This window comes from Microbacterium sp. (genome assembly GCF_040394595.1).
Taxonomy (GTDB): domain Bacteria; phylum Actinomycetota; class Actinomycetes; order Actinomycetales; family Microbacteriaceae; genus Microbacterium.
The window spans coordinates 470,216-484,304 of sequence record NZ_JBEBSA010000001.1; the positions used below are offsets into that span (position 1 = coordinate 470,216).

At 69.6% G+C, this 14,089-nt stretch carries 14 protein-coding genes; 5 read left to right on the forward strand and 9 right to left on the reverse strand.

Annotated features, from left to right (window positions below; translation table 11 throughout):
• The first annotated feature begins 3 nt into the window (after positions 1 to 3).
• Positions 4 to 603, forward strand: coding sequence for a hypothetical protein (locus ABWO84_RS02340; protein WP_353112112.1), 600 nt, complete (start codon positions 4 to 6; stop codon positions 601 to 603).
• A 26-nt stretch (positions 604 to 629) separates the two neighbouring features.
• Here ABWO84_RS02340 and ABWO84_RS02345 read toward each other — a convergent pair whose 3' ends face one another.
• Genes ABWO84_RS02345 through glf form a run of 3 tightly spaced genes read right to left on the reverse strand, consistent with a single transcriptional unit; the run spans position 630 to position 3,329 of the window.
• Positions 630 to 1,364 carry an ABC transporter ATP-binding protein gene (locus ABWO84_RS02345; protein WP_353112114.1) on the reverse strand — a complete coding sequence of 245 codons (735 nt, stop codon included), beginning with the start codon at positions 1,362 to 1,364 and terminating at the stop codon, positions 630 to 632.
• Positions 1,364 to 2,179, reverse strand: a complete 816-nt coding sequence (locus ABWO84_RS02350) for an ABC transporter permease (protein WP_353112116.1) — start codon at positions 2,177 to 2,179, stop codon at positions 1,364 to 1,366. Before ABWO84_RS02350 ends, ABWO84_RS02345 begins: the two co-directional genes overlap by 1 nt.
• A 1-nt stretch (position 2,180) precedes the next feature.
• Complete coding sequence (gene glf, locus ABWO84_RS02355; protein WP_353112118.1) at positions 2,181 to 3,329, reverse strand: UDP-galactopyranose mutase; 1,149 nt, start codon at positions 3,327 to 3,329, stop codon at positions 2,181 to 2,183.
• A gap of 77 nt (positions 3,330 to 3,406) precedes the next feature.
• On the opposite strand from glf, the gene ABWO84_RS02360 reads away from it, so the two are divergent.
• Entirely contained in the window at positions 3,407 to 3,832 is a 426-nt protein-coding gene (locus ABWO84_RS02360; protein WP_353112120.1) for a GtrA family protein, read from the forward strand.
• On the forward strand, positions 3,825 to 4,832 hold the full coding sequence (locus tag ABWO84_RS02365) for a glycosyltransferase family 2 protein (RefSeq protein WP_353112122.1): 1,008 nt from the start codon (positions 3,825 to 3,827) through the stop codon (positions 4,830 to 4,832). Before ABWO84_RS02360 ends, ABWO84_RS02365 begins: the two co-directional genes overlap by 8 nt.
• Before the next feature lie 15 nt (positions 4,833 to 4,847).
• Here ABWO84_RS02365 and ABWO84_RS02370 read toward each other — a convergent pair whose 3' ends face one another.
• Positions 4,848 to 6,149 carry a nucleotide sugar dehydrogenase gene (locus ABWO84_RS02370; protein ID WP_353112124.1) on the reverse strand — a complete coding sequence of 434 codons (1,302 nt, stop codon included), beginning with the start codon at positions 6,147 to 6,149 and terminating at the stop codon, positions 4,848 to 4,850.
• 80 nt (positions 6,150 to 6,229) lie between these two features.
• On the opposite strand from ABWO84_RS02370, the gene ABWO84_RS02375 reads away from it, so the two are divergent.
• Both ABWO84_RS02375 and ABWO84_RS02380 read left to right on the forward strand, forming a co-directional pair.
• Entirely contained in the window at positions 6,230 to 7,354 is a 1,125-nt protein-coding gene (locus ABWO84_RS02375; RefSeq protein ID WP_353112126.1) for an acyltransferase family protein, read from the forward strand.
• A 33-nt stretch (positions 7,355 to 7,387) separates the two neighbouring features.
• Entirely contained in the window at positions 7,388 to 8,566 is a 1,179-nt protein-coding gene (locus ABWO84_RS02380; protein WP_353112128.1) for an ArnT family glycosyltransferase, read from the forward strand.
• A gap of 10 nt (positions 8,567 to 8,576) precedes the next feature.
• On the opposite strand, the gene ABWO84_RS02385 is transcribed toward ABWO84_RS02380, so the two are convergent.
• Genes ABWO84_RS02385 through ABWO84_RS02405 form a run of 5 tightly spaced genes read right to left on the reverse strand, consistent with a single transcriptional unit; the run spans position 8,577 to position 14,078 of the window.
• Complete coding sequence (locus ABWO84_RS02385; protein ID WP_353112130.1) at positions 8,577 to 9,671, reverse strand: glycosyltransferase family 4 protein; 1,095 nt, start codon at positions 9,669 to 9,671, stop codon at positions 8,577 to 8,579.
• A 10-nt stretch (positions 9,672 to 9,681) separates the two neighbouring features.
• Positions 9,682 to 10,776, reverse strand: a complete 1,095-nt coding sequence (locus tag ABWO84_RS02390; protein ID WP_353112132.1) for an acyltransferase — start codon at positions 10,774 to 10,776, stop codon at positions 9,682 to 9,684.
• Positions 10,769 to 11,830 carry a non-hydrolyzing UDP-N-acetylglucosamine 2-epimerase gene (gene wecB / locus ABWO84_RS02395; protein WP_353112134.1) on the reverse strand — a complete coding sequence of 354 codons (1,062 nt, stop codon included), beginning with the start codon at positions 11,828 to 11,830 and terminating at the stop codon, positions 10,769 to 10,771. The genes ABWO84_RS02390 and wecB overlap by 8 nt, the downstream gene beginning before the upstream one ends.
• The gene (locus tag ABWO84_RS02400) at positions 11,827 to 12,960 is read right to left on the reverse strand and encodes a glycosyltransferase (protein WP_353112136.1); all 1,134 of its coding nucleotides are present in this window, start codon (positions 12,958 to 12,960) and stop codon (positions 11,827 to 11,829) included. The genes wecB and ABWO84_RS02400 overlap by 4 nt, the downstream gene beginning before the upstream one ends.
• The gene (locus ABWO84_RS02405) at positions 12,957 to 14,078 is read right to left on the reverse strand and encodes a glycosyltransferase family protein (RefSeq protein ID WP_353112138.1); all 1,122 of its coding nucleotides are present in this window, start codon (positions 14,076 to 14,078) and stop codon (positions 12,957 to 12,959) included. Before ABWO84_RS02405 ends, ABWO84_RS02400 begins: the two co-directional genes overlap by 4 nt.
• Positions 14,079 to 14,089: the final 11 nt, after the last annotated feature.

Here is a 14,089-nt window from a genome sequence, read left to right on the forward strand (position 1 = left end):
GCGATGAGCGAGCAGCAGCCCGAGTACGTCTGGGTCTTCCCTCCCGACAAGCGACGGAACCGTCGCCGCGCCTGGCTGATCGGGATCCTCGCGGTCGTCGCGGTGGCCATCGCGGTGGCGCTGGTCTGGCTCCTCATGCCGAAGGGCGACCCCGCTCCCACCCCGTCGCCGAGCGACTCCGCGAGCGTCTCCCCCACCCCGACTCCTTCGGGTTCGCCGTCATCGACGCCCACGCCCACTCCCACGCCGACCTCCACGGGTGGTCCCGTGACGCCTCCGCCTCCGGCCGACCCCGATCTGCCGGTGTTCCGCGGCAAGGTCGGTCCCGTGCTCGATGACGCCGGGACAGGCATGAAGATGCTCGGCGGGATGAGCGGACAGGACGCGGTGCAGGTCGTCGACCAGCTCCAGCAGGACGCGCAGCGGCTCTCCGACGCGACCGCCCCGAAGGGGATCGCGCAGGCGTGGCGGGATCGCGTCTCGTCGTACTCCGCCGCGCTGGGGAAGCTCCGCAGCGCCTATCAGAGCGGCGGCGGCGCCTCCGGAGCCCTGGACGCCGTCACGTCCGAGCTGGCCGCACTGCGCGCGCTCGTCGGCGCCTGAGGCCTCGTCGCCCCGCCCGAGCGTCGTCAGGTGCCGTGATCGGCGTTGTAGCGGTCGAGCACGTCGCCGATCGGCCCGTCCATGACGAGCGCCCCCTTGTCGAGGTAGAGGCCCCGCGAGCAGAACCGGCGCAGATCGCGCTCGTTGTGGCTCACGAAGAACAGCGTCCGCCCCTCGGCGAGGAGCTCGTCGATGCGCCGGTAGCACTTGTCCCGGAACGCCTTGTCCCCGACCGCGAGCACCTCGTCGACGAGGAGGATGGGCTCCTCGAGCTGCGAGACCACCGAGAACGCCAGACGCACCTTCATGCCGTTGGAGAGGTGCTTGTAGGGGGTGTCCTGGAAGTCCTCGAGCTCGGCGAATTCGATCATCCGGTCGTAGCGACGGGAGATCTCCGACCGTGACATGCCGTGCAGGCCCGCGGTGAGGCGGACGTTCTCGCGGACGGTCAGGTCGCCGACGAAACCGCCGGTCAGCTCGATGAGCGGCGCCACGCCGCCATGGACCTCGACGCGCCCCTCGTCGGCCAGCAGGACGCCGGCGACAAGGCGGAGCAGGGTGGACTTGCCCTGTCCGTTGCGTCCGACGACGCCGATCGACTCACCGGCGGCGACGGAGAAGGAGACGTCGCGCAGCGCCCAGAACTCGCCCGGCCTGGACCGGCGGCTCGCACCGGCGAACAAGTCCTTCACGGTCCGGCGACCACGGCGGTTGCGGCGGAAGCGGACGCCGAGTCCGCGTACCTCGATAGCGGAGGCCATCACAGCTCCTTCAGCACGGGACGCTCGAGGGCGCGGAACACCCAGATGCCGATCCCCAGGATCGCCACGCTCATCACGGCGCTGACGATCACCGGGAAGGGATCCCACTGTTCGGGGAAGAACGCCATCCGGTAGAGGGTGAGTATCCCCGCGAGCGGGTTGAACGCCCCGATGGTCTGGAACGCGCCGGGCAGGTTCGAGACGTTGTAGATGATCGGCGTGGCGTAGAAGAGCGCGCGCAGCACGAGGGCGGTCGTGCGCTCGAGGTCGGTGTAGAGGGCGCACAGCGGGGCGATGAGCAGTCCGATCCCGACCAGCAGGACCACCTGCATCAGCACGGCGACCGGGAGCCACAGCACGCCCCAGCCGATGTGCACGACGTGATCGGGGCGGGTCTCGGTCAGCAGGTTGAACACGACGAAGATGGCGAGCACGGGCAGGGAGAAGAGGAACTCCACCCCCTTGCTGAGCACGATCCGGTTCACCCAGATCGACCGCGGGATCGCCGTGGAGCGCACCAGCCGGGCGTCCTTCTTGAACGCACGGGTGAAGTCCCCGACCGACGAGTTGAACCACACCCACGGCAGCAGCGCGCTGATCAGGAACACGATGTACGGCTCTTCGCCCACATCGCGCTGGAACACCATGGTGAACACGAACCAGTAGATCGCGCTCATCACGAGCGGGTCGAGCACCGACCACAGGTATCCCAATGCGCTCGTCGAGTAGCGCACCTTGAGATCGCGGGCCGAGAGCAGCCACAGCGAGTGGAGATACCGCTGCGGGGTGCCCGGCGCGCCGACCGTGCTGGTCATCTCAGCCGTGCAGACCGGTGAGGTCGTTGCGCCACATCGACAGCGCCGATCCGATGGCCATGTGCATGTCGAGGTACTGGTAGGTGCCCAGACGTCCGCCGAAGTGCACGTCCTGCTCGCCCTTCGCCAGTTCGCGGTAGGCCAGCAGCCCCTCGCGGTCGGCCGGGGTGTTCACCGGGTAGTAGGGCTCGTCGTCGCGGTTCGCGAAGCGCGAGAACTCGCGCATGATGACCGTCTTGTCCGTCGGGTAGCGGTCGGCGCGCTCGGGGTGGAAGTGCTTGAACTCGTGGATGCGGGTGAAGGGCACGTCCGCGTCGGGGTAGTTCATCACGCTGGTGCCCTGGAAGTCGCCCACGCCGAGGACCTCCTGCTCGAAGTCGAGCGTGCGCCAGCTGAGCGCCCCCTCCGCATAGTCGAAGTAGCGGTCGACGGGCCCGGTGTAGACGATCGGCACCTGGCCGACGAGCGCCTTCCGGTTCAGCGGCTGGCTCTCGTCGAAGAAGTCGACGCCGAGCTTCACCTCGATGTTCGGGTGGTCGGCCATCCGCTCGATCCAGGCGGTGTAGCCGTCGGTCGGCAGCCCCTCCCAGGTGTCGTTGAAGTAGCGGTTGTCGTAGTTGTAGCGCACGGGCAGACGGCTGATGATGTCGCCGGACAGCTTGTGCGGGTCGGTCTGCCACTGCTTCGCGGTGTAGTCGCGGAAGAACGCCTCGAAGAGCGGGCGCCCGATGAGGGCGATGCCCTTCTCCTCGAAGTTCGCGGCGGTCTTGACGTCGAACTCCCCCGCCTGCTCACGGACCAGTGCGCGGGCCTGGTCGGGCGTGTACGCGGCCTGGAAGAACTGGTTGATCGTGCCGAGGTTCACCGGGAGCGGGTACACGACGCCCTTGTGGGTGGAGTACACGCGGTGCACGTAACCCGTGAAGGTCGTGAACCGGTTGACGTACTCCCACACCGTCGGGTTGGAGGTGTGGAACAGATGCGCCCCGTAGCGGTGCACCTCGATGCCGGTCTCGGGCTCGTCCTCGCTGTAGGCGTTGCCGCCGATGTGCGGGCGGCGGTCGATGACGGTCACCTTGCGGCCGGCGTCCGCGGCGCGCTCAGCGATGGTGAGGCCGAAGAAACCCGACCCGACGACGAGAAGATCCATGGTGACAATCGTATCGGCGCGACACTGGGCATCCGATCCGGACGCCTGAGTGTCGACCTGTCTGGCAGAATTGGCGCATGTCGACGCACCCTGCACTTCCGCGCCGGCTCTGGGCGAACAGCGCGGTGCGCTACCTCGCCGTCGGCGGCTTCTGCTTCCTCGTCGACATCGGACTGCTCTGGCTGGCGCACGACGTCCTCGGGATTCCCCTCGCGATCGCCACACCGGTCGCCTTCCTCGCGTCCTTCGCCGTGACCTACACGGCCCAGCGCCTCATCGCCTTCTCGTCCGAGGCGAAGGTGGCGCCCAGCGTCGCGCGGTACACCGCTCTCGTCGCCTTCAACACGATCGCCACCACGGGAATGGTCTGGGGCGCGGCGGCGCTCGGCTGGCCGTGGATCGTCGGAAAGGTCCTTGCCGTGGTCACGACGACCGTGTGGAACTACTTCGCCTACCGCTACTGGGTGTTCGCCACCCCCGAGCCCCGGAGTACTGATGTATAAGAACGCCGTGATCGCGGCCGTCGTCCCCGCCTACAAGGAGGAGAGGATGATCGCGCGGGTCATCGAGACGATGCCCGCTTTCGTCGACCACATCGTCATCGTCGACGACTGCAGCCCCGATGCCACCAGCGAGGCGGCGCGCAGCGTCGCCGACCCGCGTGTGACGCTGATCCGCCATGAGGAGAACCAGGGTGTGGGCGGCGCGATCATCACCGCCCATCGCGCCGCCATGGATCTCGGCGCCGACGTGAACGTCGTCATGGCCGGGGACGCGCAGATGGATCCCGACTATCTCCCGGCGCTGCTCGACAAGGTCACGGACGATGGGTACGGGTTCGCGAAGGCCAACCGCTTCTACGGGCCCGAGTCCTTCCGCGGCATGCCCGGCTACCGCGTCTTCGGCAACGTGGTGCTGTCGTTCATGACGAAACTGGCATCGGGGTACTGGAACCTCTTCGATCCGCAGAACGGGTACACGGCCGTGCGCACCGAGGAACTGCGCCGGGTGGAGCTCGATCGGATCGCCAAGCGGTACAGCTTCGAGAACGATCTCCTCATCAAGCTCAACATCCTCCAGGTGTCCGCGACGGACGTGCCCATCCCCGCGGTCTACGGAGAGGAGGTCTCCAGCATCAAACTGAGGAAGGTCATCCCCGAGCTCCTCAACCGCCTCACCGTGGGCTACTGGAGCCGGATCTGGTACCGCTACGTGCTGTGGTCGTTCTCCCCCATCGCGCTGCTCCTCTTCCTCGGCCTGTTCCTCTTCCTCGCCGGGGTGGGGATCAGCATCTGGGTGATGGTGCAGATCGCGGGCTCGGTCGTCGCCACGGCCGCCACGGTCATGCTCGCCGCGCTGCCGTTGATGATCGGCACGCAGATGCTCATCAGCGCCCTGCAGCTCGACATCCAGGCGACCCCGTCGACCCCGACGCACGGGCCGTTCCCCGCGCCGCAGGACGCCCGGGGACGGAAGGCCGAGGGCCCCCTGCCCGGGTCCTGAACCCGGTGGGCCTCCTCAGGCGGTGAGGGCGGAGCCGACGACGATGCGCGGCGTCCCGACCCACCGCCGGGGGTCCGTCGCCGCGCGTCCGTCAACCAGCAGCTTCGCACCGGGGACGTCCTCCGCACCGAGGTCGCGGTAGGCCGCGTGATCGGTCTGGAGGACGACCAGGTCCGCCTCGGCGCCGATCGCATAGGGCTCGAAGCCCAGCGCCCGCAGCTCCTCATCGGAGTAGAGCGGATCGTGCACCCGCACCTCGGCCCCCCGCGCGCGCAGCGCGGCGACCGTCGGGAACACGCCGGAGAAGGCCGTCTCCTTCACGCCGCCGCGGTATGCGGCTCCGAGCACGACGGCGCGGAGCCCGTCCAGGGAGCCCAGCATGCCCTCGGCCTGAGCAACGAGACGCTCGGGCATCGAGGCGTTGAGCTGACGCGCGGTGCGGATGATGTCGGCGTCGGGATCGGTCGACAGGTACAGCCGCGGATAGACGGGGATGCAGTGCCCGCCGACCGCGATGCCGGGACGGTGGATGTGGCTGTACGGCTGGGAGTTGCAGGCCTCGATCACCTTGTAGACGTCGATCCCGTGCGAGGCCGCGAACAGACCGAACTGGTTCGCCAGACCGATGTTGACGTCCCGATAGGTGGTCTCGGCGAGCTTCGCCATCTCCGCCGCCTCGGTCGTGCCGAGATCCCACACGCCGTTCGGACGCGGCAGGTCGGCGCGCTCGTCGAACTGCAGGACCGCCTCGTAGAACTCACGGGCCCGGCGGGTGCCCTCCGCGGAGAGGGCGCCGATCAGTTTCGGGTACTTGCGGAGGTCCTCGAAGACGCGCCCCGTGAGCACCCGCTCCGGGGAGTAGACGAGGTGGAAGTCGACGCCCTCGGTCAGGCCCGACCCCTCCTCGAGCATCGGCTTCCAGCGGTTCCGGGTGGTCCCCACCGGGAGGGTGGTCTCGTAGGAGACCAGTGTTCCGGGGGTGAGGTGCCGGGCCAGCGACTCGGTCGCCGACTGCATGGGGGCGAAGTCCGGCTCCCAGGTCTCGTCGTCGACGAAGACGGGGGCGACGAGTACGACGGCGTCGGCGCCCGGGATCGCCTCCGCGTAGTCCGTCGTCGCGCGGAGCCGCCCCGAGCCCACGAGCTCGGTCAGCTTCTCCTGCAGATGCGCCTCCCCGGGGAACGGCTCGATCCCCGCGTTGATCGTCGCGACGGCGTTCGGGTTGATGTCGACGCCGACCACCTCGTGACCGGATGCAGCGAACTGGACGGCGAGGGGAAGCCCGATCTTTCCGAGGGCCACGACGGCGATGCGCATGGGCTCCAGTCTATCCGGCGCGGGAGTCGGGGTCGCGCCCGCGCATGCTCCGCGGCGCCGCCGCGTATGCTCGGAATCCGATGTCTGCTTCCACGCGCCCCACCGCACCCGTCGTGCGCCTCGACTCGCTGACGAGCCTGCGCTGGTGGGCGGCGTTCGCGGTCTTCCTGTTCCACATGCGGAACATGATCACGTTCCCGTCGTGGATGCACTGGTTCGTCGAGCACGGGCACTACGGTGTCACCTTCTTCTTCGTGCTGTCCGGCTTCGTGCTCACGTGGTCCTGGCGGAGGGAGACGCCCGTCCGCGCGTTCTACTGGCGGCGGTTCGCGAGGATCTATCCCCTGCACCTCCTCGCCCTGCTCGTGGCGATCCCGGTCTTCTACCGGATCGTGCCGCCCGCCGATCAGGGCTGGATCAAGCCTCTGGACTGGGGCGTCCTCCTGCTGAGCGTCCTGGTGATCCAGGGCTGGTGGCGCAACCCCGCCATACAGTTCTCCGGCAACCCTGCGGCGTGGACCCTGACGGTCGAGGCGTTCTTCTACGCGCTGCATCCCCTCGCGGTGCGTCTGATGGCTCCGCTGCGCAAACGCGGTGCGCTCTGGGCTGCGGCCGGCGTGATCGCCGTCGCCCTGCTCCTCAAGGCTGCCGCGCTCCTGTGGCCGGCGACACCGCTGGGAGATCTGAGAGCACCGGTGTCACACCTTCCCGAGTTCCTCCTCGGCATGCTGCTCGCCTGGGCGTATCGTCACGGGTGGCGATTGCGGATGCCGCTCATCCTCCCGTTCGCCCTGCTGGTCGGTTTCCTGCTGGCGGTCACGCTCACCGCCGGCGCCTCCGGCCCTGCGGCTCTCGTGGGATCGTTCGCCCCTGAGCTGGTCGGTGTGCTGTGCGCGCTCCTCATCGCCGCGGCGGCGAGCAGGGACCTCGACGGCCGGCGCGGCTGGCTGGTATGGAGGCCCTTCGTGGCCCTCGGGGAGTGGTCGTTCGCCTTCTACCTCATCCACGCCACCCTGATGTACGCGATGCTGGAGCTGGTCGGCTACCAGTTCGGGTCATACTGGCGCACGCTGATGTGGGGCGGCGCCCTGCTCGCGGCCTCGATCGTCGCCGCCTGGCTCATGCACCGCTTCGTGGAGAAACCCCTCGAACGGCGGCTGCGCAGCTGGCAGGATCGCCGCCTGGCAGCGCGCCGCGGCGCCTGATCGTCGACCACCGCCGTGCTAGCGTGACCCTCGATGTCACGACTGCATGCGCTCTGGATCCGCCGACGCACCGACCTGCTCTTCTGGACGGTCTGCGCCGCGTCGTTCCTGCTCACCTACATCTCCTACGTGAAGTGGTTCCGGCTGTACTACCCGGATTCCCGCTACTACCTCGCCAGGACCTTCCTCTTCCTGGGCAACTCGCCCGAGGCGGCACGTGACCTGACGCTGGCCTATTCGGCGCCCCGGAACATCGCCGTCCCCGACATCGATCTGCTCTTCGGGTGGGGCCTCGTCCAGCCACGGGTCGTCCTCCCGGCGCTCAGCACGCCGTTCGTCGCCTGGTTCGGACCGGAGGGGCTCGCCGTCGTCCCGCTGATCGCCACCGTCGTCGGCGTGACGCTGATGATCGTGATGGTGCGACGCCGCTTCGGCACGCTCCCCGCCCTCACCGTCGCCCTGCTGACGAACCTCTCGATGTTCCTCGTCTCCTTCGAGACGGGGATGCTCACCGAGAGCCTCTCCTCGCTCTTCACCGTCCTCGCTCTCGTCGCGGCGTGGCGCTGGCTCAGGGATCCCCGGCCGTGGCACCTCGTCGTGATGGGCGGCGTCACCGTCCTCTCTGCCTTCACCCGGCAGGCGACCTTCATCGTCGGCGGCGCGTTCCTGCTGGCCTGGCTCCTGGACATGGTCGTGCAACGCCGCTGGCGCAGCCGCTGGATGTGGCCGGGAGTCGTCGTCGCCGGCACGGCGGTGGCCTGCCAGCTCCTGCAGTCGATCGTCTTCCCGTCGTTCTCCCAGGCGGATCAGTTCACGACCCAGACGGGCACCCACAGTCTCGGCGCGGCGATCCTCGCCGCCCCTGGCCTCCTGATCCAGATCATCAAGGCGGACGTCCTGTCGATGATGCGCAACGACCGCGCCCTCCTGGTGCTCATCTGCCTGGCGATCGCCGGCATGATCCTCTTCTGGCGGCGGGTGGAGGCCCACCTGCTCTTCGGAGCGCTCCTCGCCACGGGCCTCTACAACGTGACGAACGGCACACCCACGGCCTTCCGCTATGCGACGCCCGGCCTGGTCTTCTGGGTGCTCTGCGCCGCCATGACGATCGCGGCGACGGCGACCTGGATCAAGAGAGCGGGCGGACGCGACAGCGCCGAAGGGCCCATGGTCCCCGCCGCCGGAGATGCCGCGGAGGCGGGCGCCCGCTGATCCGGGCGGTCTAGCCGCGCCGGTGGTGCGCCTCTCCTGCGCGCCGATAGGCCTCCGCGTACGCCGCGCGACGGGCGGCGGGGGCGAACCGTGCCTCCGCGTCGGCGCGGATCCGGGCGGCAGGCCAGCGCTCCACGTCACCGAGAAGCGACTCGATCCCGTCGGCGAGGCCGTCCGGGCTCCGCTCGGCCCGCCGGGACGCTTCCGGGGGCAGGAACGCCCAGTGTCCGCCCTCCCCCGTGGCGACGACCGGCAGGCCGTGCGAGAGCGCTTCGGCGATCGCGACGCCGAACGTCTCGAACCGAGTCGGGGCGACGAAGAGGTGGGACGCGAGGAGCAGCTCGGGGAGCTCCTCGGGATCGACATGACCGAGCAGCTGCAGGCGATCGGCCACGCCGATCTCCTCCGCGCGATCGAGCAGTTCCTCGCGCTGAGCGCCCTCGCCCGCCCAGCGCAGTCGCGCATCCACACCCCGATCGCGCAGAACGGCGAGAGCATCGACGGCGATGAGCGCGCCCTTGTGCGGCTGAAGGCCGCTGACGCCGATCAGCCTCAGCGGCTCCCCCGCACGGTGCACCGGAGGGAGCCGGTCCGGGTGTGCAAATCGGACGAAGTTGGGGATCCGCGCCACCGGCGCCCCCCTGACAGACTCGACCGCCTTTGCCAGGTCGTCGCCGACGGCGACCACCTCATCGGGACGGCGCAGGAGCCGCCGGGTGGCTGCGGCGCCCCAGCGGGCGGGGAGAGACGCGGGCGGCCAGACCAGCCCGGTCCAGTGCTCGGTATGCACCCACGGGCGCTGCGGTCGGGACAGGGTGAGCGGGAGGAGCGTCGGGAAGGACATCGTGTGCAGCAGATCCCTCTCCGCGAGGAGCTCACGGACGACACGGGGGCCGCGGACGTAGGACCCCGGGGAGGCGGGCCCGAAGGCCCGGCGGATCACAGGCATCCCCCCGATGACCTCTTCGCCGTCCGAGGCCGCGCCGAGATGGAGGATCGTGACGTCGTGGTCCTGAGCGAGGAGCTCGGCGTCGCGGAGATGGAAGATCCCGGTCCCGGGGTGCTCTTCCGTGGGGAACCAGGCCGTGGCGATGAGGACGCGCATCGGACTCCCTTCAGACGATCCGGCGAAGGACGGGAATGCGGCGCAGCACCGCGACCACCGCGAAGGACAGCGCCGCGGTGGCGGCGAACAGGAGGAGGGACACCGGCGCCGAGGTCGCGTAGGTCGCGAACGGCGGAAGCATGCGAAGGAGGATCAGCACGACGAAATGCACGAGGTAGACGCCGAACGTCGCCTCGGAGAGCTCGCGGAGGACACGCTCAGCCGCCGCGGGCAGCTCCACCCGGCCGCACCACGAACGAACCGCCAGGAAGATCGACACTGCCGCGAGCGCCGGCACCGGCCCGTAGTACGACAGCGGCAGGAAGGCGAACAGCGGCCCCGTCCACCCCTTCCCCGACTGCAGCACGATCTCCGCCACCGAGAGCACCGCGATCGCGGTCACCCCCCACCGCGCGAATCCCGTCAGCAGGACGTCCTTCAGCGCCCATCCTGCGAGGAAGTAGCCGACATAGGGGATCCACTGTGTGAGCGCCAGCAGAGTCAGCGGGCGCGGATCGCCGGCGAAGCCGAGCAGGGAGGAACTGATCGAGGTCAGCACGCTGGCGGAGAGCACGATCCCCGCGAACCACATCGCCCGCGCCCTACCGCCCTGGGCGAGGAACGCCCGCAGCACCGGCGCGACGGCGTAGAGCCCGAGGATCAGCCAGAGGAAGTAGAGGTGCGTGTAGGTGGTGCCGCTCAGGAGAAGCTTCAGCACATCCCCCGGCGTCTCGTGGAGACCGCTGATCAGCTGTCGCACGACGAGCAGGTAGAACACCTGCCAGACGACGAACGCGGGCAGGAGCCGCACGAGACGGCGGCGGTAGAACCGGGCGGGACCGTCCGCGTGCGCACGGGGCGAGAGCAGGAGCGTCCCGCTCATCATAACGAAGACCGGCACGGCCCAGATCATCCCGGCATCGAGCGCGACCGCGACCCATCGGTCGGCGGTCCCCCTCATGGCCGGGTTGGTCATCAGCGCACCGAAGGTATGGATGCTGACGACGCCCAGGATCGCGCCGATCCTCAGCAGGTCGAGCGACCAGTCCCTCGGCTCTCGTGCCGCCTCCTGCCCGGAGGACACGACCGCCGCGGACTCAGGCATGGGAGCGGAGCGTCTCGACGACGCGCTCCGCGGCCCGCCCGTCTCCGTAGGGTGCCGCATCCGTGTCGTCGGGGCGCGGGCGCGAGACGGCGCCTGCGATGTCCGCCACGTCCGGCGTGAGCACGTTCCAGCCCAGGTCGACGGTCTCGACCCACTCGGTCTCGGTGCGTACGGTCGTCGTCGGGACGCGGAGGAGGAACGCCTCCTTCTGGAGTCCGCCGGAGTCGGTGACCACGTGACGGCTGGCGAGCACCGCGGCGATGAGGTCGCGATACGCGAGCGGAGCATGCGGGATCACCGTTCCGGCCGCGAGGTCGATGCCGGCCTCGGCGGCCCGTGCGACGAGGCGCGGATGGGCGAGCAGCACGGTCGGATACTCCAGCGACCCGAGGGCCGTGACGATCTCGCGGAGGCGCTCGGGGTCGTCGGTGTTGTCCGCGCGATGGATCGTCGCCACCTGGAAGCCCCCGGGAGCGAGATCGAGCTCGTCGAGCAGCGGGCTCGTGCCCACGAGCTCATCGCGCGTGGCCAACAGGACATCGGTCATCACGTCCCCGACGAGCACCGCGCGTTCTGCCAGTCCCTCCGCGGCGAGGTGATCCATGGCCACCTGGGTCGGGGCGAGGAGCAGGTCCGCGGCGTGATCGGTGAGCACCCGGTTGTGCTCCTCTGGCATCCGGCGGTTGAAGGACCGGAGCCCGGCCTCGAGGTGGGCGACGCGGACATGCATCTTCACCGCGCTCAGGGCCGCGGCGATCGTCGAATTGGTATCGCCGTAGACGAGCACCCAATCAGGGGCGTGCTCGGAGATCACCGCGTCGAGCTGGCCGAGCATCGACCCGGTCTGCACGCCATGGCTGCCCGAGCCGACGCCGAGGTGCACGTCGGGCGCGCTGATGCCCAGCTCGTCGAAGAAGACATCGGAGAGCAGGGGGTCGTAGTGCTGGCCGGTGTGCACGATGACGTGATCCACTCCCGCCGCACGCGCCGCGCGATCGATGGGAGCGAGTTTGACGAACTGCGGCCGGGCGCCGACGACACTGAGGATTCTCACCCGTCGATCTTATCCGGAGGCCCTCCCGCCCCTTTCGGCACCCCGCCGCCGCGACGAAGCGCGAGCACGGAGGCGACGAGGAACCTCGGTGGTGCGTCCCGCGAGAACAGCTGCCCGAGGCGCGCCGGGAGCAGCCCGGCGGGCCGGAGGCGACGGCGCCGGGCGACGGCCAGCCGACGCACGGTCTCCGGCGGCGCCTCCCCCTGTGCCAGCACGGCGACCAGTGCGGCGTCTGCGCGGGACAGGGCGGACACTGCGCCGGGCGCCCTGTCCCCGAGCGCACGGACGATCTCCGCCACCGGCTCCCGGTCGACCTCGCGGTACAGGTCCGGCGCGAGTGCCAATGCTCCGAGCACGTGCACGCGCAGCACCTTCCGCACGATCGCCTCCGCGGCACGCTGGGACAGGCCTTGCCAGATCGGGTCGTCGAGAAGACCCGCGACGAACTCCAGCTGCGACTGCAGCGGCACAGCCGACTCGGTGACTCGGTCTCCCGCCGTCTCGCCGACGACGTAGGCCGCGGCGTCATCCGCTCCGACCACGCGTGTGGCGCCGAACCACAACCGCAGACTCGGCAGCACGTCCTCACCGGTCGGGACGCCCGCGGACGGAGCTGCCGCATCGCGCAGACGCGCGGAGAGGAGTCCCATCGTGCTCGTGCGATAGCTCAGGCGATCCCGCACAGGATCGAGACGCCTGCGGAACGGCCGCCGGGGCGGGGTCGGGAAGTTCCTGCCGCCGTGCTCCGTCACCATCCTGGGGATGACCGCGTCGGCGCCGTGCTCCTGGGCGACGCGGAGCCAGGAGTCCAGTGCTCCGGGAGCGAGGAAGTCGTCGGAGTCGATCTTGGCGAACCAGGGCGCGCTCACGAGGGACAGACCGTGGAGCAGCGGACCCGCAGGAGACCGGATGCCGTCCTCGAACGGGACGATCTCCACCCGGGGGTCGTCGGCGAGTTCGCCCATCGCGGCGGCGATGGCCCGGGGATCCGTGTCGTGCGCCACGACGAGCACCCGCACGGGGGCGACGACCCCGTCGAGCACCGAGTGCACGAGGCGCGCGATCGGTCTCGTCGGGGCGTGGATCGGCACGAGGACGTCGATCTGGACGCCGTCCGGCGAGGCGCTCACGACCGGCTCGCCCCCAGCGCGTCGACGGCGCGCTTCCATCCGGGGACCTGAGCCTGGGCCGACAGTTCGGGGGCCGCCCGGTCGGACGCCGCCTTCCAGGCGGCGACTCCCTCCCTGCTGAGCCCGTCGAGCACCCGCGTCACCGATGCCGCGTCGAAGCCCTCGGCGACGCCTCCGATGCCGTATCTCTCGAGATTGCGCTTCATCTCCGGCGAGGGGCCGATCACCAGCCCGAGCCGCGCCTGCACGTACTCGAAGAACTTGTTCGGCATAGCGTAGGTGTTGTTGTAGTTCGTCGACGCCAGCACGTGGATGCCGACGTCGTACTGGTTGAGCGTCTCCACGAGCCGGTCGAAGGGCACCGGCTCGAGCATCCGCACCCGGGGGGTCTGCGCGGCCCTCTCCCGGAGCTCCGCGAGGTAGCCCGGATCGTTCGGCGGCAGGAAGAGGTCGAGCGTCACGTTCGACGTCGTCGCGGCCACGGCGTCGATCAGCACCTCGATGCGCCGGTTCCTGAGCGCCGCGCCGGCGTGGACGATGCGGATCGGGTCGGCGACGGGGCGCACCGGGAGATCCGCGAGGGCGGGAGCGTTCATCACCACGACGGGATCGATCCCGAACTCGCGGTGGTACCGCTCCGCGATGGACTCCCCGACCGTGGATGTCGACGCCGCCTGGGCGACGAACGTGCGCAGCTGCCAGCGGATGAACGGTGCCACGAACAGACGGAACCGGAGGAGCTCGGAGTTCTGCAGCGGCGCGAACTCATGCAGGTCGGCGTGGAAGCCGTTGCGCGGCGCGAGCGCTGTCACGATTCCCGCCGCGTCCACGTCGTTCGCGATGGCCGCGTCGTACTCGCCGGCGGGGACGTTCTGCCGTACCCAGGCGATCGCCTGGTTCCCGTCGTAGGTGCGGCGGTACATCCGCAGGATCATCGTCGCACGCGGGTAGCGCCAGATCGGGTACTGCTCGGGCACCTCGTAGTGCAGCGAGCTGCCGTCCGGGGCGGGGCCGTAGCCGACGGTCACCACCTCCCACTCGTCGCGGAAGAGATCGATCTGGCGGCGGATCCGGGGGTCGGACTCCAGGCGCGAGAAAGACACGATCAGCAGCTTCATCTTCATCCTCC